This is a genomic window from Cyclobacterium sediminis (assembly GCF_054781075.1).
Genome location: NZ_BAAGVC010000043.1, coordinates 194,675 through 213,225, shown reverse-complemented (window position 1 = coordinate 213,225; position 18,551 = coordinate 194,675). Strand labels below are relative to the sequence as shown.

At 37.2% G+C, this 18,551-nt stretch carries 15 protein-coding genes and 1 tRNA gene; 4 read left to right on the top strand and 12 right to left on the bottom strand.

Going from position 1 to position 18,551, the window contains the following annotated elements; genetic code table 11:
* Positions 1 to 19: 19 nt before the first annotated feature.
* A complete protein-coding gene (gene tgt / locus ACYVHJ_RS21505) occupies positions 20 to 1,150 on the bottom strand; it encodes a tRNA guanosine(34) transglycosylase Tgt (protein ID WP_303615176.1) in 1,131 nt (376 codons plus the stop codon).
* A gap of 290 nt (positions 1,151 to 1,440) precedes the next feature.
* Here tgt and ACYVHJ_RS21500 point away from each other — a divergent pair, with 290 nt between their 5' ends.
* The 3 genes from ACYVHJ_RS21500 to rsmG are packed head-to-tail and all read left to right on the top strand — an operon-like array spanning position 1,441 to position 3,825.
* A complete protein-coding gene (locus ACYVHJ_RS21500) occupies positions 1,441 to 2,568 on the top strand; it encodes a glycosyltransferase (protein ID WP_339904043.1) in 1,128 nt (375 codons plus the stop codon).
* Entirely contained in the window at positions 2,559 to 3,170 is a 612-nt protein-coding gene (locus ACYVHJ_RS21495) for an RNA polymerase sigma factor (RefSeq protein WP_339904045.1), read from the top strand. Before ACYVHJ_RS21500 ends, ACYVHJ_RS21495 begins: the two co-directional genes overlap by 10 nt.
* 4 nt (positions 3,171 to 3,174) lie before the next feature.
* The gene (gene rsmG / locus ACYVHJ_RS21490; RefSeq protein WP_460519114.1) at positions 3,175 to 3,825 is read left to right on the top strand and encodes a 16S rRNA (guanine(527)-N(7))-methyltransferase RsmG; all 651 of its coding nucleotides are present in this window, start codon (positions 3,175 to 3,177) and stop codon (positions 3,823 to 3,825) included.
* A 109-nt stretch (positions 3,826 to 3,934) separates the two neighbouring features.
* Here rsmG and ACYVHJ_RS21485 read toward each other — a convergent pair whose 3' ends face one another.
* Genes ACYVHJ_RS21485 through era form a run of 3 tightly spaced genes read right to left on the bottom strand, consistent with a single transcriptional unit; the run spans position 3,935 to position 6,698 of the window.
* On the bottom strand, positions 3,935 to 4,474 hold the full coding sequence (locus tag ACYVHJ_RS21485) for a hypothetical protein (protein ID WP_460519111.1): 540 nt from the start codon (positions 4,472 to 4,474) through the stop codon (positions 3,935 to 3,937).
* An 8-nt stretch (positions 4,475 to 4,482) separates the two neighbouring features.
* Positions 4,483 to 5,796, bottom strand: coding sequence for a ribosome biogenesis GTPase Der (der, locus tag ACYVHJ_RS21480; RefSeq protein WP_339904050.1), 1,314 nt, complete (start codon positions 5,794 to 5,796; stop codon positions 4,483 to 4,485).
* Positions 5,797 to 5,807: 11 nt separating this feature from the next.
* Positions 5,808 to 6,698 carry a GTPase Era gene (gene era / locus ACYVHJ_RS21475; RefSeq protein WP_460519108.1) on the bottom strand — a complete coding sequence of 297 codons (891 nt, stop codon included), beginning with the start codon at positions 6,696 to 6,698 and terminating at the stop codon, positions 5,808 to 5,810.
* 242 nt (positions 6,699 to 6,940) lie between these two features.
* Here era and ACYVHJ_RS21470 point away from each other — a divergent pair.
* Positions 6,941 to 7,013: transfer RNA gene (locus ACYVHJ_RS21470), tRNA-Met, on the top strand.
* A gap of 370 nt (positions 7,014 to 7,383) precedes the next feature.
* Here ACYVHJ_RS21470 and ACYVHJ_RS21465 read toward each other — a convergent pair.
* From ACYVHJ_RS21465 to ACYVHJ_RS21430, 8 genes are all read right to left on the bottom strand, one after another.
* Positions 7,384 to 7,539, bottom strand: a complete 156-nt coding sequence (locus ACYVHJ_RS21465) for a terminase small subunit (protein WP_339711266.1) — start codon at positions 7,537 to 7,539, stop codon at positions 7,384 to 7,386.
* A 224-nt stretch (positions 7,540 to 7,763) separates the two neighbouring features.
* The gene (locus ACYVHJ_RS21460; RefSeq protein ID WP_339711263.1) at positions 7,764 to 9,014 is read right to left on the bottom strand and encodes a hypothetical protein; all 1,251 of its coding nucleotides are present in this window, start codon (positions 9,012 to 9,014) and stop codon (positions 7,764 to 7,766) included.
* A 123-nt stretch (positions 9,015 to 9,137) separates the two neighbouring features.
* Positions 9,138 to 9,848 carry a M48 family metallopeptidase gene (locus ACYVHJ_RS21455; RefSeq protein ID WP_460519103.1) on the bottom strand — a complete coding sequence of 237 codons (711 nt, stop codon included), beginning with the start codon at positions 9,846 to 9,848 and terminating at the stop codon, positions 9,138 to 9,140.
* A complete protein-coding gene (locus ACYVHJ_RS21450; RefSeq protein ID WP_339711257.1) occupies positions 9,841 to 13,080 on the bottom strand; it encodes a type I restriction endonuclease subunit R in 3,240 nt (1,079 codons plus the stop codon). The genes ACYVHJ_RS21455 and ACYVHJ_RS21450 overlap by 8 nt, the downstream gene beginning before the upstream one ends.
* 195 nt (positions 13,081 to 13,275) lie before the next feature.
* Complete coding sequence (locus ACYVHJ_RS21445; RefSeq protein ID WP_339711254.1) at positions 13,276 to 13,767, bottom strand: hypothetical protein; 492 nt, start codon at positions 13,765 to 13,767, stop codon at positions 13,276 to 13,278.
* The gene (locus ACYVHJ_RS21440) at positions 13,767 to 14,477 is read right to left on the bottom strand and encodes a DUF3800 domain-containing protein (protein ID WP_460519098.1); all 711 of its coding nucleotides are present in this window, start codon (positions 14,475 to 14,477) and stop codon (positions 13,767 to 13,769) included. Before ACYVHJ_RS21440 ends, ACYVHJ_RS21445 begins: the two co-directional genes overlap by 1 nt.
* 25 nt (positions 14,478 to 14,502) lie before the next feature.
* On the bottom strand, positions 14,503 to 14,733 hold the full coding sequence (locus ACYVHJ_RS21435) for a hypothetical protein (protein WP_339711248.1): 231 nt from the start codon (positions 14,731 to 14,733) through the stop codon (positions 14,503 to 14,505).
* 29 nt (positions 14,734 to 14,762) lie between these two features.
* A complete protein-coding gene (locus tag ACYVHJ_RS21430) occupies positions 14,763 to 18,551 on the bottom strand; it encodes a YecA family protein (protein ID WP_460519094.1) in 3,789 nt (1,262 codons plus the stop codon).

Here is an 18,551-nt window from a genome sequence, read left to right as displayed (position 1 = left end):
GGCTACATTAAAAGGAATCTTATAATCTTCGGCTTACTTTTTCTACCATCGCATTTTTCCAAGAGGTAAAATCTCCCGCTTGGATGCGTTCTCTAGCCTGTGTCACCAACCAAAGATAGAAGGATAAATTGTGAATGCTCGCGATTTGAGCAGCAAGCATTTCTTTACTTATGGTAAGGTGCCTAAGGTAGGCTTTCGAATAAAAATTACTTACATGAGAATGAAAGCCACTGTCAATGGGTGAAAAATCCATTTTCCACCTTTCATTCCGAATATTGATAATACCTTCGGTTGTGAAGAGCATGCCATTCCTAGCATTCCTGGTAGGCATCACACAATCAAACATATCAATCCCAAGCGCTATGGATTCCAAAATATTGGCCGGTGTCCCTACCCCCATAAGGTACCTGGGCTTCTCTTCAGGCAATATATCCGTCACCAAATCTGTCATTTCATACATCATTTCGGCCGGCTCCCCGACAGACAACCCTCCAATGGCATTGCCTTCTCTGTCCTGATCACTTACAAAACGCGCAGCATCCTGTCGCAGATCTTTAAAAGTACTTCCCTGAACAATAGGAAACAAAGATTGACTATAGCCATATTTCCCGCTAGTGCTATCAAAGCGCTCTATGCATCTTTTCAACCACCTATGGGTGAGATGCATGGAGTTTTTGGCATAACTCCATTCACAAGGATAAGGGGTACATTCATCAAAGGCCATGATAATATCGGCTCCAATGGTACGCTGTATATCCATTACAGATTCCGGGGTAAAATGATGTTTTGATCCATCGATATGGGATTTGAAAACAACCCCTTCTTCTTTTATTTTCCTGTTTCCTTCCAAGGAGAAAACCTGATACCCTCCACTGTCAGTTAGGATAGGGCTAGACCAGCCGATAAATTTATGCAGGCCTCCAGCTTTTTCAAGCACTTCCAAACCGGGTCTAAGATAAAGGTGATAAGTATTACCCAAAATAATCTGAGCTTTCACATCATAAGTCAATTCTCTTTGGTGAACAGCCTTCACAGAACCTGCGGTCCCTACAGGCATAAAGATCGGTGTTTGAATGGTACCATGATCGGTTTGTATTTCACCGGCTCTGGCTTTTGACTTTTGATCTTTACTTACAAGTTTAAATTTCATTCCTCCCTTTCATTGAATTATCCCTCATTTACTTATTATATTTGAATTCGAATTAGGCAGTAGTGAAATTCTTAGGCATTGAAAATACTATAGAATAAGTCAATATTTTCATTTTTCCCAATATTTTCCCTTGCTATATTTCGATCTTCAGCTATTCAGTTCTCTTTTTAATTGAAACAAGCCTAACGGAAAGTCAATGCTTGCCACAAATGGAACACAAAAATAACTGCAATAAAACAAAAATTTGAGCTTTTTGAATTAATCTTATAGAACTGACAGTAAGCATAAATATGGAAAACACATTATGGTGGATATTTTTTTTGGCTGCAGGGCTACAGTTTACTTACTTGATGGTAGTTTTTGGCAGGTTTGCATTTTTTTATAAAAGGCAGGAAGAAACTGAGCAAGACTTAAATTTGAGTGGGGTAACTGTAATTATTGCAGCAAAGAATGAAGCCGCACACCTGAATGACCTTATACCCTTACTAATGAAGCAGGACTACCCTACCTTCGAAGTATTGGTAGTAAATGATTGTTCAACAGATGAATCTGAGGATATTTTAAGGGCACTGTCCAGCAAATATGACCAGCTAAAAATTGTAAACATTCGGTACACTCCCCAGCATGTAACAGCCAAAAAGTACGCCCTTACACTAGGTATAAAAGTTTCAAAATACGATTCAATCCTATTGACAGATGCAGATTGCAGGCCGGTATCCTCACAATGGATCAGAAGGATGTCTGCTCCAATACGCAATGAAGGTAAAACTTTTGCTCTTGGTCATGGCTCTTACCTGACACTTCCCGGCTTATTGAACAAAATCATCCAATATGAAACCTTATTGACAGCCATTTACTATTTTTCTTTCGGTTATTGGAAGTCTCCTTTTATGGGCGTAGGAAGAAACCTATGTTACCGAAAGGATTTTTTCATGGAAAAGAAGGCTTTTAAATCCCTCTGGCATATAGAAGGGGGTGATGATGACTTGTTTGTAAACAAATACGCCACTGCAGCAAACACGGCAATTGTTGCACAGCCTGATAGCATTACCATCTCTCAACCTAAGACCAATTTTAAGGACTATTTTACACAAAAGAAAAGGCATTTCCATGCCGGCAAATATTATCGTACTAGAGACAAACTAAAACTCGGTTTGTATTCGTTAAGTCATTTAGTATTCTGGTCTTCTGCTATAGGAATTGTAATTCTTGAAAGCACTTGGGAACCAATTGCCCTGGTATTGGGGTTAGTTTTCTTTAGAGCAATGCTCCAATATTTAATTATTCACCGGGTTAGAAAAAAATTAGAGGGGACTGGGAAGGTAATATGGACCTTATTTTTTGATTTGATGTACATGATTTATTTTTGGACCTTGGGAACAAAAGGTTATCTGTCAAAAACAGTTAAATGGAAATAAACGAAAGAAGTTTTTCAGATAAAGCGTTAGAAGATTTCGAATTGATCGACAAAGCGGTCAATGACAAAGACCAGCAAGCGTACGCCTCGCTCATGAAGCGGTACAAGAAGGCCGTGTACTTTATGATCTTAAAAATGATCAGAGGTGCTGACGATGCCGAAGACCTTACAATGGAAGCTTTTGCTAAGGCCTTTAAAAATCTTCATAAATTCAAAAAAGACTATACGTTTAGTACGTGGCTCTTTAGAATTGCGACCAACAATACCATAGATTTTATACGCAAGAAAAAACTCAAAACGATGAGTTTGAACAACACCATGACTGATGATGGTGGCAATGCAGTAAATATCGATGTGGAAGATGATGACAACAATCCTCAGGATGAGTTTATCAAAACGCAAAGAAAAGAAATGGTGAGAATCTTTGTAGACAAGCTACCTGCAAAATACCGAAAACTAGTAAAACTCAGGTATTTTGACGAATTGTCCTATGATGAAATTGCCGCCGAGCTAGACAAACCTCTGGGTACAGTAAAAGCACAACTGCACCGTTCTAGGGAATTGCTCCTAGAAATCGCTCAAGGGAAAAATAAACACATCTAATTCAATGAGTCCAGACCACAAGCTGATCCAGCAATACTTCCCAGAATTGAACGCCCAACAGAAGGAGCAGTTTGCACACATGGGAGAACTTTACCTTGATTGGAACAGTAAAATTAATGTTATCAGCAGGAAAGATATGGACAGCTTCTATGTCCACCATGTATTGCATTCTTTAGGCATCGCCAAGACAGTTTCTTTCAAGCCCGGAACCAAAATACTTGACATAGGCACCGGGGGAGGTTTTCCGGGAATACCGCTGGCTATTCTTTTTCCGGAAGTTCAGTTTCATCTGGTGGACTCCATAGGAAAAAAAATATCCGTGGTAAAAGATGTGGTCAAGCAGTTGGGCTTAAAAAATGTAGAGCCCCAACAGGTCCGTGCTGAAAATCTAATGAGTAGAAAATATCATTTTGTAGTAAGCCGTGCCGTAACGCAAATGGAGAAATTTTATCCTTGGGTAAAAGGCAGGTTCAGAAAAGAAGATGTTCATGAGGAGTTCCAGAATGGAATTCTGTACTTAAAGGGTGGAGATGTGGATGAAGAACTAGAAGCCCTACACCTAAATTATGTAAGCTATCATCTTGAGGACTACTTCAAAGAACCATTTTTTGAAACCAAAAAGGTGGTCTATATTCCTTATGAAGGCAAAAGGTAAGTCAAATATAAAGGCCATTCTTTTTCAACCACATAAAAAAATAACCCGGGAAAGGGGTCTGTAACGACTCTTTTCCCGGGTTATTTTTTTGCTACAAGGAGCTAATTTTTCATTTTACCAGAACGATTTCAATGCTTGATTCACTCACGGTAAGCCCTTCTTCTTGTAAGCTTTCAAAATCAGAAGCATCAATATCTCCTTTTAGCTTAAGCATATTTGCAGAATTGTCAACAACATTTAGTATTACTGCCTCTTCATTATCCGTAATTACCAATTCATCACCAATCAGTTCCCAATTACCCGAAAAGATTTCAACACCATTCACTGGGATTTCCTCACTTTGGAGTGGTACTCCCAATACACTTACCGAGACATCAAATACAAAACTTCCGGTGGCAGAAACCAGTTGATCGCCATCACCGAAAGTTAGGCTCATGTCATAATCTTGACCTACTCCGTCTATACTCACAGGCACTTTCGTAGATGAACCAGGCACTTCAACGGTTCCTCTTCCGATTAAGGTAGCCTCCTGAAGCTCCCATTCGGTATTGGCCAATACTAGCAGAGGCTTTTCGCTGTCTGCGTCGCTCGTACAACTCCAAGTAAATAGGAATGCCAATAATAAAAGTGAATATAGGGGAGTTTTCATGGCTTTAATTATTTCTTTTTATAGGTAATTTTAACTGGCACTCCGGTAAAATCGAAATTCTCTCTCAACCTATTTTCCAAAAATCTGGTATAGGGAGATTTAATATATTGTGGCAAATTACAGAAAAAGGCAAACACCGGGTTTTTAGTAGGCAATTGGGTGATATATTTAATTTTTATATACTTCCCTTTATTTGCCGGCGGTGGATACTTTTCTATTTCCGGTAATAACAACTCATTCAATTTAGATGTAGCTACTTTCCTTTGCTTATTATCATAAACGTTCATCGCCAATTCCATGGCTTGATAAATCCTTTGCTTGGTAAGTGCAGAAATAAAGATAATAGGTATCCATTTATTTTCACCCAACTTTTCGGTCATATTGTCCTTAAACTTTTGCATGGTCTTATGGTCTTTCTCCACCAAATCCCATTTGTTCACCATGATCATCAAGCCTTTATTGTTTTTTATAGACAAAGAGATTAGGTTAACATCTTGAGCTTCCAAGCCTCTGGTGGCATCCACCATAATAATGATCACATCCGAATCTTCAAGGGTTCTTAAAGATCGCATGACAGAATAAAACTCAATGTCTTCTTTTACTTTGGATTTTTTTCTAATACCGGCAGTATCCGTAAGTATATAATCCTTCCCATACAATTGGTAGCGTGTATGGATAGCATCTCTGGTTGTTCCTGCCTCATCTGTGACGATGGATCTTTCTTTTCCTATTAAGGCATTAAGAAAAGAGGATTTACCGACATTTGGCCTACCCAAAATCGCTAATTTAGGAATCCCTTCATCGGGGTCTCTTTCTCCCTCATCAGGAAATTTTTGAATTACATCATCCAGTAAATCTCCCAAGCCACTCCCACTGGTTCCGGTAGTCGGGTAAATGATTTCCTCTCCTATCCCAAGGGCATAAAACTCATTGGCCATCAGCATACTCTCCATATTATCTGCCTTATTGGCCACGATAAAAACAGGCTTATCTGTACCCCTTAGTTCTTTGGCAAACTCTGCATCCAAATCGGTAAGCCCTACCATACAGTCCACTACAAACAGGATCACTGAAGCCTCTTCAATGGCTAATTTTACTTGCTTACGGATCTCTTTTTCAAAAACATCTTCAGACCCTTTGACATATCCACCGGTGTCAATTACAGAGAAAAACTTTCCTCCCCACTGTGCATGCCCGTAATGCCTGTCTCTGGTCACCCCACTTAGGTTGTCTTCAATGGCTTTTCTTTCTTCTACAAGTCTATTAAAAAGTGTGGACTTGCCCACATTAGGTCTCCCTACAATTGCTACTATATTGGCCATAATTTTATTTATTATTGGTCGTAACCAAATTTTCTCAGTTTATTTTTATTCTTTCTCCAGTTATCTTCCACCTTTACGAAGGTTTCAAGAAAAACTTTTTTACCAAAAAATTTCTCCATTTCAATCCTGGCTTGTGTCCCCACTCTTTTCAGTGCTTTCCCTTTGTCTCCAATAATTATTCCTTTTTGGCTGTCTCTTTCTACAAAAATCACAGCACGCATTCGAATTAAATTTTCAGTCTCTTCAAAATCTTCTATTCGGACTTCAGTACTGTATGGGATTTCTTTTTTATACTGTACAAATATTTTCTCACGGACAATTTCGGAAGCAAAGAAACGCTCGGGGCGGTCACTTAGTTCTTCTTTGTCATAAAATGGTGGATGTACTGGCAAACGATCCAGAATTTCCTGCAAAATCTTTTGAAGATTAAACCCTTCCAGCGCCGAAATAGGAATTACCACATCGGCATTTATCTTTTCCGTCCAATATTCGGTTACTTCAGCAAGCTTTTCCTCTTTGTTCAGGTCAATCTTATTAATGATAAGTAATACCGGAACCGCTGCAGCATTTATTTTTTTGATAATATCTTCAATTTCTTCGTCATTCTCAAAAAGATCTGTAACAAATACGATTACATCTGCATCTTCGAGTGAAAGGTTTACAAAGCCCATCATGCTTTTGTGCAGTTCATATTTCGGTTTAAGCATGCCCGGAGTATCGGAGAAGACGATCTGATACTCAGGTTCATTCATTATCCCAAGGATCCTATGTCTTGTGGTTTGGGCTTTGGATGAAATGATAGAAAGCTTTTCTCCGAGCAAGGCATTCATAAGTGTAGATTTGCCCACATTGGGTTTACCAATAATATTTACAAAGCCTGCTTTATGTGTGTTTTCCGACATGGTCTCAGATTTTTTTTACAAAGGTACTTGATTTTTCATAATATGTCCTTACCTTTGTACCACAATAAAGGAAAGGGCAACAAAAAACGTTTGAAGCCGTAAACTTTAAGAGAGCGATACTAATAAATTATTAAAGATATATCGCGGGATGGATTCGCCAAGGCGTAATCGTTGGGCTCATATCCGCCGCGGCGGACTCAGATTCGAGTCCTCAAAATTGAAATGTAGAATTAAAAATATATCGCGGGATGGAGCAGTTGGTAGCTCGTTGGGCTCATAACCCAAAGGTCACAGGTTCGAGTCCTGTTCCCGCTACTAGAAACCCCTTATACGTCAAGTATTTGGGGTTTTCTTTTTTTGGGGGACAGTTTGGGGGACACTTTTTCTCTACTTGTCGGATTTTTTTGTCAAGACCAAAAGAATTTTAAGTGCATTAAGTTTGTCATGCATTTGAATTGAAACACCAGTATCGTTTTTTTCCAGACCTTATTGCAGCAGATTTAGATTGTGGGGTTTCACTCACCTGTTTCAGGCTCCAGTCCTAACTAAAAAATTCGATAATCTCTGAAAACACAATTTTAGTAATCTCTGCAAGTACTTTTTTTTGTGTAAATCCAAGATCACTCAGTTTTTCGGATGATTGTGATTGGGTCTTATTTTAAATGTCAACATTTGTCAACATTCTTTAGCCTTGTTCTCTTGCAGTGTTATGCCTGTAACCTGCAAGTTTTACCGCTTTAGTAGCATTCAGCTTTGCTTTACCTAAATAATAATTGGCAAATAGGAGCTCCCTTGGTGTAAACTCTTTCCCATGTTCTTCAATTTGGTTTTGGATTTTCATTATATTTAATAAATTAAATCTATACTTAAAAAATCGAAATAATGTTAACCCAGGAATACATGACCGCAAAATTATTCCTTCAATTCCCCAAGGGTAAATATCAGAATTACAGTTGATGCTCATTAATACGAAAATAAAACATAAACCAGAATCTTACTCCTCAACTTAGGTCTTTCATAATACCTAAATATTTAACAATAAAGACCGGTTTTGATGGGAAGAAACTATTTTTTTATTATTTTATTCTTTAGTCCCCAATTATCACTAACTATTGTAAACTTACATTGTTTTTTTCTATCCCATTGGTTGTTATAGCAGCCTTCTTCAATAAATTCCTCTTCTGATTGTTGACAAATATGAACCATGGAGCAAGTTGTTTGGCAAGAATACGTTTCAAATAAACGATCTAAAACAGTTTTTTGAGCCATAAATTCAACAATATCTATTGACGGCTCTTTTTTTGTTTTATCCATTGGAAAGTAAAGGGTACCATCTTGAACTCTAATTGAAGGAATACCATAATTTTCAGTAAGAAAGGTTAGTTTTTCAATTTCAGTCAATTTATCAGAATACAATAATTGAACCAAGGGAGTTATTCCTTCCTCAATATTAAAATGAATATTCTCGATTAATTTCTTGATATATATTAACTCTCTATCTATGTTTTGATTAACCCATAATTCATATTTTTTTAGTGACTCTTTTAAAAACTCTCTACAAGAATAATTTTTTCCAGAGAAATTAATAGTATTAGATTTCATTAACCTATGGTATAAGTCAAAACCATTTAAGTCGGGGTACATTTTAGATTTTTCCAAGTTATCTAAAAAAGAACGACCTGGATTTATTGATGATAAAGAGGCTAATAACAATGAAATTATTTTTCTTTTGTCAGTTAAAATTTCAGGACAAATTTTTTTAACTAAAAATTCAGCAGATTTGTATGGAATGAGGTCATGATTAATTTTATCATCAAAAAGTGATTGGAAGTAATGACACATACTTTCTTTAACACATGTCGCACCAAAGATTACTCGTGTAGGTTTAGAATTTGCAGTATAAAATGATAATTCCACTAATTCATAATTATCACCCCCTATGTTTCTTTTTATTAACTTGTAATCATAGCTAGTGAAATTCCCAACATCAATCCCTTTATTTCCATCCATAACTTTGAATAATTCACTGCCTTTTTTGATACGGTCCGACAAAAAATTAAGTTTAAGAGGCAGGTCAATTTTTGAAGTTGATTTTAAAAACTCTTTAACTTCTTTTAATAATTGAAAATGGAAGATCCCATTTCTTAAACCATAAATTGTCGTGAGATTTTGAATATAATGTAAATATTCATGCGCAAATGTCCCTAAATCTTTTTTACCTAATTGGTTCAAATTAGGTTGAAAATCTCCATTAATAAAGATCGAAAAAAAATTGGTGCTGTAGGTTCCTCTTGATGTTTTTTCGAGTTCAATCATTTTGTTTAGTATAATAAAATCTGGAAGCAGTTTAGATATAATTTGCTGATAAAATCAGTTTGATGCTATTGTGTAAAAAAAACAATCCCAAATGTTCGTCATGCTAATATAATTCTTAAGTAATTACACTAAAGTCATTTCAAGCCTTTCTTTCCATTTTTTCCAGTCAGGCATTATTGTTTCTTGAAGGTCATAGAAGGCACGTGTGTGGTTGTGATGTACCAAGTGACACAACTCATGTATAATGACGTATTCTATACTTCCTTTAGGTGCTTTGATTAATTCAGGGTTTAGAATCACTTTCCCTTTGGGTGTACAACTTCCCCAACGTGTAGACATCTGTCTGACTTGAAGCTCTGGCAAATCAATCTTATACCGAGCAAAAAGTGGAATTATCTTTTTCAATGTTTCTTCGAAGTGAACAGATGCTTTTTCCCTGTACCATTCGGACAATAGATTCTCGGCTGTAAAATTGTCTTTTTTCAGGACTAATAGTGTTCCTCTGTATAGTTTCACATCATTAGTATCTGCCTTTTCGATTCGCAGTTTGTACTGTCTTCCCAAATAAAGATGGGTTTCACCATTGATGTATTTACGGGGTGGTGTTAATGGATGATAGGAAAGAAACTCAAGTTGCTGTTTGATGATCCATGGTGCTTTTTCCCTGAGTTTTGTTTTCAATTTCTCCTCTGTGGTGTCAAGGGGAGCAATCACCCGTACTTTACAATCGGGATAAACCCGAATGCCGAGGGTTTTGCGATCCTGATAGGAGAGTTCATAATTGATCTCTCTGGAACCAAAAATTAAGGATTCTATCGTGGCTGTTTCAGACATATTTCAGCTTTGCAATTTTTAAACCCTCTTCTACTAATTCATCTATCAAATCAAACGGCAATTCAATGTCTTGCTGTACCTTTATCTCAAATAGGTAATCATCAATATCAATCCTGATTTTACCCTCTATGTCTGACTTATTAACCCAATCAATAATTGGTTTTCCATTTTCAAAAACTATGGATTTGATTACATTATCTATGCCTTCTGCTATGATAGCACCTACATTTTCAGCTCCTTCTGATCTTTTCAGGTGATCTTTGAAAATTTCATTTACTAAGTTGTAAATAGCTATACCTGCATCATTACCAACCAAATTTTCAGGAATATTATCCTGTCTTCCATTATGGAATTGGTCTTCATATTCTTTGGCCTTTTTGAGATAGTCAGCCTCCGAAATACGGTGTTGGTGATAACCGTCAATAGTGTCACGAATCAGCCTTGACAATTTTTTGAAGTAAACAGGGTCTTCATTCATTTTCACATTGATCGCTTTGATTGTTCTGCTGGCGATGTGATCTGCTTTGGCTGCTTTACTGGTGATTTTCTCTACTTCCTGTTCCCGTTGCTCTTTATCAAAAATGTTGACCATTTCAGTGATGCGAAGAATTTCACCTTCCGTGGTGATATGCTTGTCAATGAGCTTTTGAACTTGTGGCTCATACTCCTTGTATTCCAGATCGTCAAAGTATCTACGCTTGACAGAGATTCTCAATCCAAGGAAGAATTTGGCGTCCTGCTTGTACTTGTTGATTTGTTGATCCGGTGTCTTACTAATAAACTCAAAACTGGATAGAGCGAGCTTTAGCAAGCGAGAGAAAGCCGATACCTTTTCATAAAAGATGTGTCGAATGGCTTCATCTTGCAAGAGCTTTTCATAAGCAGGTTCATCATACTTGTTTTTGACTTCTTTAAAGATGTCCCATACTTCTGAATGAGCCTGAGGTAACTTCTTGATTTCTTCACTTATGTTGGTCAATGTACCTTCCAAGTCAGCCGCATCATAGTTGTTTGTACCTGAGTAGGTTTCTAATGCACTGTCAAGATTCTCCAGATTACCATAGTAATCTATAATTAAACCATGTTCCTTTCCTGGAGCTAAGCGGTTTACTCTCGCAATCGCTTGTAATAGCGTGTGTTCTTTGAGCTGGCGAGTGAGGTACAAAACGTAGTTGTTAGGAGCATCAAAGCCAGTAAGCAGTTTGTCTACCACAATGATTATTTCAGGGTGGTCTTGCTTTTTGAATGAGTTGATCAATGACTTTTCATAGTTCTCCGGACTGCCATATTTATCCATCATGGCTTTCCAAAACTTCAAGATCAAATCGTCACTTTCTTCAAAAGCATCCTCATAGTTCTCTCGTACATCAGGAGGTGAGATCAGGACTTCACAGGTTACTTTTCCTATCTCCTTGATAAACTCACGGTATCGGATTGCGGTGGTTTTATTGGGTGCTACCAACTGACCCTTGGCCTTTAAACTTCCGAATAGAATATCCTGAACGTTTTGCTCGTAGTGGTCTGAAATATCCCAGGCACGGGCATAGATTACCTCCTCAGCTTTGTTCAGCTGATTGGTGGAGCTAAACTTTCTCTTGAGTGCGGCTTTACCATAAGGGGTAAGCGGTTCGGAAACCCGATCAAAGTAATTGTCCAAAGGTTTTTCATTCACTTCAATCAGGTTGTGGCGACCTTCATAAAGCAATGGAACTACGGCTCCATCTTCAACTGCATCAGTGATAGAGTACACATCTATTAAGCCACCAAAGCGGTTAGCTGTGCTCTTCTCTTTCTTCATTAAAGGTGTTCCCGTAAAGGCAATAAAGCAACCTTTAGGAAATACCTTTTGCATTTTAATGTTGAAAGTGCCGTACTGACTTCTGTGGCCTTCATCTACTAAAACAAAGATGTCAGGTGAATCAAAGCCTTGTTTCGCTCGGTTTACAGCCGCTTCAAACTTGTGGATTAAAGTGGTAATAACCGTATCGCCCGTGCCAGAAAGAAGCTCAACCAAGTGCTTGCCTGTTTGGGCATTTTCAACGGGAATTTGACATTTTTTAAAAGTCTCTGTAATTTGATCATCCAAATCAATACGGTCTGTAACCAAAATGATTTTTGGATTTTTAATTTGAGGGTGTGTAGCAATGAGTTGAGCCAACATAACCATTGTAAGTGATTTACCGCTTCCCTGAGTGTGCCAGATTACACCGCCTTTTCTCAAACCTGCTAGACCTGTTTTTGCAACTTTTTTTAAGGTGTTGTGTACGGCAAAATATTGTTGATAACGCGTTATCTTTTTAATGCCATCATCATACAAAGTGAAGTTAAAAAAGAGGTCTAAGAGGCGTTTTGGTTGGCAAACACTAAACAATAATTTATCTTGTTCTGTAACGGTTTGCTTTTCCAATTCCAGTTGTTGAAAGTAGTTCCAGACATTTTTATACCGCTCTTTAAATAGTGTTGTTCTTTCGTTTGAGGGTAGCGGTTTGTTTTTTAGTTCTTGTAGGTGGTCTTTCCATGCGGTTTCTTCTGCTTTGGTTTTAAAGAGTTCTTTCCAAAAGCTCCAAAACTCTTTCTGAGTGGCAGTTGTAGCGTATTTGGCTTCATGGGTAGCCAATCCCATCACTAGGTTGGAGTATTGATACAATGCACGTATTCCGTCTTCCTGCTGATTCCTAAGATGTTGCTCAATTGATTTGTCAATTGGGTCTTTGATCTTTGGGCTTTTGCACTCAATAACCACAACTGGAATACCATTGATAAACAATACAATATCAGGACGGTAATGCTCGCTACTGCCACTTCTGAGTACACTAAACTCTTCTGATACGTGGTAGGTGTTGTTTTCAGGATGTTTCCAATCAATGTAATGGAATGAGAAGCTCTTTTTATCACCTAAAACAGACTGCTCAAAGCTCCTGCCTAAAGTGATGAGTTCATAGAAGGCTTTATTTGCAGCAATAAAACCATCCTGAACCGGAAGGTCACGAATGGCGAGAATAGCGTTGTTTACGTTGGCATCAGAAAAGGGAAACTCTTTGCCTTTGTATTCAATGGTGTTGATGACTTGAAGTTGATCCTTCAAAATGGTCTCCAACAACACATTGGATGTCCTGCCTCTTCGGGCTTCTAACGCCTGCTCTGGAGAGAGGTATTTCCAGCCCATATTCATGAGCAGCTTCAGTGCGGGAAGCTGTGATATATGGTCTTCATTGAATGATGGTACTGCCATGATTATTGAACTTTTGGATCGGTTTTTGAGTTGTAGATATGAACGATAATAATACTGAATTTTGAAAATCCAATTTTTATTCGCTCATTTGTATTGTCATTACCCAAAGGGTAAAGGACTTGGCAAGTGACATTGTTCACTCGATCGCAGTGCCTAAAGTTGCGTACCTCACTTACGAAGTGAGGTTTTTTTATGTCAATTTCTGTACTCAGCATACCACTTTTTGAATTTATACTTTTCCTGTTTATCAACTGAAAAAGAGGTTATTAACAGGATTTCAGGCTGAATTTCTCTGATTATGATGATGAAGGATTTTTCCTGATACCAGTAAAAATGTTGGTTTTGCCCCTTGTCATTTTTTCTTTTAAAATACTTTATTCTCGAATCACTAGCGTTCAATAAAACTGGACGAATCCAATGCACTTTGTTTGCCCTATCCCTGTCAAAATTTCTTTTGCCTGATATTTTACTCTCTCTCGTGATAATGTGTTCAAAAGCCTGAGCCTTTCCTCTACATATTGGATGCTTTGATTTATTGCTGTTGTATTTAAGTGTTTTGCCATTCAGTACAATTGGGTTTCTGGCAATGTCATTGAGAAAAATTCCGTACATCTGATACAATTGATCAGGCGTTGGCTCATCAAAGCCTAAGTCATCAAACAAGTCTTCTAAATCATCCAGCTCCATTATGACTTAGATTTAGGTTGATGATCGAAAATGTTAAACTTCTCTTCCCAAGGTTCTGTACCCTCGTTCAGCAAATAGCCTGACTTTTCTTCCAGATAGTCAATCACTTCATTTTTAACGGTAGATGCTCCCTCTTTCTCATGTTCCTTTCTTGACTTGTAGGTTATGGCACCAATGAATAAATCAGTGAGTTGAAGAAACTCGCTTTCGTCTGAACGTATGTGTTGAAAATGGACAAAGGGTGATGCACCATAATACTTATTCTCAAATACTGTTTTGATCTGAGCTAACCGTTCTTTACCTCTGGTGTCCTTGATGTCCATATACACCTTGTAATCATGGCCATTTGGAGGATTGGTGGACGAATTGAGAAGGAAGTAAACCAACTTGTAGTAAAAACTGTCATGGTCCCCTTTGTTGAAGGCCGCATGATCAAGTTTCCCTTTGTACTTCACCAATATGCATCTGAACTGAATAGGTGAGTCAAAAAAGAAATCAATGATTTCTTTGTACAGCTTTATACGAGATTTGGAAAGCTTGTTCCACTTGATTTCAGTTGGGGCATTGTGCTTTAGTTTGATGGATTTAATGCCTTCTTTGAGATTGTCATACCCCTCTGCATTTATCTTGGTATAACCAATGCACATAACCGGAAACCCATCATGTTCCAGATGGCAACTTTCATCAATGTATAGATTTTTTGTACTCATGATTCCCTGTTTTTAATCATCCGTTTTAACTATTATTTCCCCCGTCAACAGCTTTTTCATTAAGCCTTTTTTTATATTTAATGGTGTTGAGAACCTGAAGTTGATCCTTCAAAATAGTTTCTAATTCGTTGGAAGTCCTTCCTCCCCTGGCTTCCAAACCTTGCTCAGAGGAAATGTATTGCCATACCTTATTCATGAGCAGCTTCAGTGCATGAAGTTGAGAAATATGATCTTCTTTGAATGATGGTACTGGCATAATTATTTCTCTATTTATGGAACTAAAGGTTAGTCGTTTAAACTCATTATTTTTTTTTGATTAATTAACCATGGCTTTATTTGATAAAAACTTAGCATATCAAATGGCAAATCTTTTTCTTTCAAATATTTCGTTGGCAATTCTTCCGAAGTCAAAATCACTGGAATAACTGTGTAGCCTGAAAGATCAAGGTCATATTTTTCACTTAGTAATGCCACGTTTTCCTTTACCCATCCGAAGCGAGCTTCATGTTTTACAATCCAACCTTTATCAGATTCACTCCCAAATAGATTGTTAACTTCCTCGACCATCTGCTTCACATTTCGGGCAACTTCCGTTTTCTTGCATTCTAATAAAAGGATTCCTTTTAATTCATGGTCAATTACAAGAACATCAATATCACCTAAATCCTTATCTGCTTTAAGAAACTTGTTGTTTTTAATTGGCACCTCTTGATCAACAATCCTTTCACCATCAAGAGCTTTGAAGTAGTCGTAAACTGTCTTGGTAAATTCAGCTCCTTTCCTGTTAAGCTTTTCTCCAATTATTTTTGAAAGACTTCCTCCATCAATACAACGAAGTTTTCCGGTATAAAAAAGATATAAGGTCTGTGTTGCTGCAATTTTTGTCTGCCTAGGTCCATAATGACATAAGAAGTCCTTTTTCTCTTCATCAAACCTCCTTACAATCGGTTTTCTAATTAGTGCTAAACCTCTATTATACCTCCATGGAAACACATCATAAGGGTAGTAACCTTTGGGTAGATCCATCAAGCTTTTTCTTTTGTCTAAGCAATAGTAACTTATTAAGGCATTGAATTCGTAATCTGATAAATCTTTAAAAAACTTTTTTGCTTGCTCTTTCATTTCCATTTGATAGATTTTAGTATAGCCAGGATCTGTTTCAAATGCTAGCCAAATAAGGAAATGGGAGAATCCAAGAATTCCCGTCAAAGTTACACCAAATTCTTCTTCGAAAGCCTTGTCGGTTTTTTTGGAAACCCCAGTATTACCGCTGTAATTTTTCTCCGAGAAATTATCATTAAATTCGGTAATGGCATCGGTCACATTTTCTTTAGTTTTTGCTAACCGAAATGGATTAAAGACTTCTTCATCTAGAGTGTGATCTGTACCAATTCTTTGTGAATCAAGAACATCGATCTTATTTTCAGAAACTCCAAAATTGATCAGGTCTCCTTGCATTCCCCAAGAAATAATCTGTTCCATTAAAGCAAGTAACTCGTCAAGATCAGATTTGCTTGCTATTTTTTCGCCCTCGGAAGGGCATGCTGCAATATGTTCAATTAAGCATCTAGTGCTTAAAGATGTTTGATCAATGTTCTTTAGAGAATTGTTTAATTCTGTTATTTGCTGCTCTTCAGTGACAAAGCAGGCAATTCTTGTAGGGGTTTTTAGAATTGCATCAGTACGCTTTCTCACCAAAGCCTCATTTAGTACGATAAGCCTGCTCAATAAATCTTCACAATCTAGTTTCTCAATTTTCGAATCAAGCCACGGCAAGAGTATTCTTGTTACCAAATTCCTTATGAATTTATACCCATCTTCAATGTCCTTTGTATCAGGACTTAGGTAACCACCCACTAATGCTTTGGGGACTATTTCATCAAGGATTATCCCAATGTTGTACTCTTGAATATACCTGTGACCTTTAAGTCCTCTTGGATCTAATTTGATTTCATTCTCTGTAGTTAAAACAAATATTTTCTTTTTTAACCCAAGTGGGACATTTTCAGCTATAATTGAATCAATAAGATCTTCTGTTAATGCTCGAGTTTTCTTATTTGCTTCATCAAATTGCCTGAATCCATTCAATAATGCTCTAACAAGGATTTGTTCTCCTTCATTGTCGCTTCCATATAGATATGGTGTTATTTGGTCTGGGATTTTAAACAATAGCCCATTCGTGCATATTTCAACTTGAAAAAGATCTATTAATCCTGGCTCTCTTTTAAAAACCGGTTCAATATTTTCAAACTTGGAGCGATCTATGAAGTCGAACGTAATAGTAAAAGGAGAATGAATAATATGGTCAATCGGATTTTGTGCGGTACTTGTAATCTGCCATATCCAGTACGAAATAGCATCTAACATTTCAATATAAACACCTCTAAACTGAGAGTCGACCTTACGTAAATCTCCTGCGAATTCAATCCAAATAGGATGAATATAGCCCTCTACCGCATGAATAAGTTTATTGCCTATATAGGAAATTGGGTAATATATATTGCTTGAACCTTTAACCTTTACACAGGGAATTACTCCCAACTCCCCTTTATTATTTAATCTTTCAATTGAATGTATATCCTCATTTTGAACAACTTCTTTGATGAATGAAGCAGAGTAACCAGGCGCTAACCATAACATAGATGGTAGTGCATCATCGTTCATGTAGAAGCTATCTTTTTTGTCTTTATAGAGCGCATAAAAGTCCAGGTCACTTTGCGAAGGGGGAATTTCCACCTTGCTGAGAAAGCGAGATTTTGCCTCTGAAAAATTCCAAAGAGAAAGTGAATCGTAGTCCCTCGCTTTCATAAGAAGATCAAACTCGTTGACTGAAAAATTTAAAATATTAACTCCTTCTACTTTTTTATAGCTTTGTAAGTATTGCCTTCCAAGACCAGCACTTAACCTGATAAGTAGCACTTTGCCGTCAGGATAATGTTCTTTGATTTTGTTTAGTGTTGCAGATGTTACTTTGTCATATTCATCTTCCTTTCCAATGTGCGTTGAGAAATATGGATGCCTTCTATCATACTTGTTACCATCATCATAGGATAAGACTACATAGGCAATTTTGTCTAAATCGAATCTGAAAACACCATGTTTAAACGAGTCTGGCCTTTCCAATTCAAATTCATCAGAAATTACTGCGTAATGGGATGAATAAAGATGAGAAAGGGAATTGTTCCAAACAATTTCTATATATAAATCAATGAGTTCTGGTAGACAGTCAAATATGATTGCGAATTCAATAACTGCATGTAACAGTGCTACATGAATGTTTGCAGGAGATAATATTCTGTAACCCCCATTAATTTTTTGGAGAGGCCTTGGAATCATTGGATTCTTGTCAGGGTCAGAATTAGACAAATCGGCATCCTCGCCTAAACAGAACAATTGGAGTGTTTCAGGCTGAACATTGTACAAAGCTCCAATCTCCATGATTTTCTCATCAGTAATAATGAGTGAATCATGGAGATTGCTTTCTCCAAGTATTATTTCATTGTCATCTGGGGTTCCAGGTTCATATCTGATTAGTCCACTTTGCTTAATGCAAAAGTCGGACATGCCAAGCATGAATGATGTCGAGTCATAAACCAAGCCTTTGAATTTATCAGGTAGTGAATTTTTTAAATGGAATATTGAGTTAAGTATGGTGCTTAGTATAAGTACTCCAGAATCAGAAATTCCAGGTAGCACTAAGTAATCCCCACCATAGAAAGTTATTAGTTCTGTAAAAAGATTTACTGGAGGGTCTTCTAAATGGTGATGTTCATAATATTGGTTGAGCAATGCCTCAAGTTTTTTCTTATCCGTACTACCGGCATCCTTATTTGCATGTAGTAATGCTTCTCTAATAATGATTTCAAGCCGAATATTCTTTCCATGATTCACTGGGAGTAATGATGCAGTTCCAAACCAATCTAACAGAAACTCCAAATTGAATTCTGCAAAAATGTGTTGCTTGTATGTCCCTTCTGGTTTAACAAGAGTAAGCCCTTTGTTTAAGCAACATTTTTTGTATTTTTTGCCGCTACCACATGGGCATTTGTCATTTCTTCCAATCTTCTTGCTCAT

Excerpts from the sequence above, each read along its gene's own strand:
- tgt (WP_303615176.1), bottom strand. The coding sequence starts at position 1,150 with ATGAAATTTAAACTTGTAAGTAAAGATCAAAAGTCAAAAGCCAGAGCC.
- ACYVHJ_RS21500 (WP_339904043.1), top strand. The coding sequence starts at position 1,441 with ATGGAAAACACATTATGGTGGATATTTTTTTTGGCTGCAGGGCTACAG.
- ACYVHJ_RS21495 (WP_339904045.1), top strand. The coding sequence starts at position 2,559 with ATGGAAATAAACGAAAGAAGTTTTTCAGATAAAGCGTTAGAAGATTTC.
- rsmG (WP_460519114.1), top strand. The coding sequence starts at position 3,175 with ATGAGTCCAGACCACAAGCTGATCCAGCAATACTTCCCAGAATTGAAC.
- ACYVHJ_RS21485 (WP_460519111.1), bottom strand. The coding sequence starts at position 4,474 with ATGAAAACTCCCCTATATTCACTTTTATTATTGGCATTCCTATTTACT.
- der (WP_339904050.1), bottom strand. The coding sequence starts at position 5,796 with ATGGCCAATATAGTAGCAATTGTAGGGAGACCTAATGTGGGCAAGTCC.
- era (WP_460519108.1), bottom strand. The coding sequence starts at position 6,698 with ATGTCGGAAAACACACATAAAGCAGGCTTTGTAAATATTATTGGTAAA.
- ACYVHJ_RS21465 (WP_339711266.1), bottom strand. The coding sequence starts at position 7,539 with ATGAAAATCCAAAACCAAATTGAAGAACATGGGAAAGAGTTTACACCA.
- ACYVHJ_RS21460 (WP_339711263.1), bottom strand. The coding sequence starts at position 9,014 with ATGATTGAACTCGAAAAAACATCAAGAGGAACCTACAGCACCAATTTT.
- ACYVHJ_RS21455 (WP_460519103.1), bottom strand. The coding sequence starts at position 9,848 with ATGTCTGAAACAGCCACGATAGAATCCTTAATTTTTGGTTCCAGAGAG.
- ACYVHJ_RS21450 (WP_339711257.1), bottom strand. The coding sequence starts at position 13,080 with ATGGCAGTACCATCATTCAATGAAGACCATATATCACAGCTTCCCGCA.
- ACYVHJ_RS21445 (WP_339711254.1), bottom strand. The coding sequence starts at position 13,767 with ATGGAGCTGGATGATTTAGAAGACTTGTTTGATGACTTAGGCTTTGAT.
- ACYVHJ_RS21440 (WP_460519098.1), bottom strand. The coding sequence starts at position 14,477 with ATGAGTACAAAAAATCTATACATTGATGAAAGTTGCCATCTGGAACAT.
- ACYVHJ_RS21435 (WP_339711248.1), bottom strand. The coding sequence starts at position 14,733 with ATGCCAGTACCATCATTCAAAGAAGATCATATTTCTCAACTTCATGCA.
- ACYVHJ_RS21430 (WP_460519094.1), bottom strand. The coding sequence starts at position 18,551 with ATGAGCAAGAAGATTGGAAGAAATGACAAATGCCCATGTGGTAGCGGC.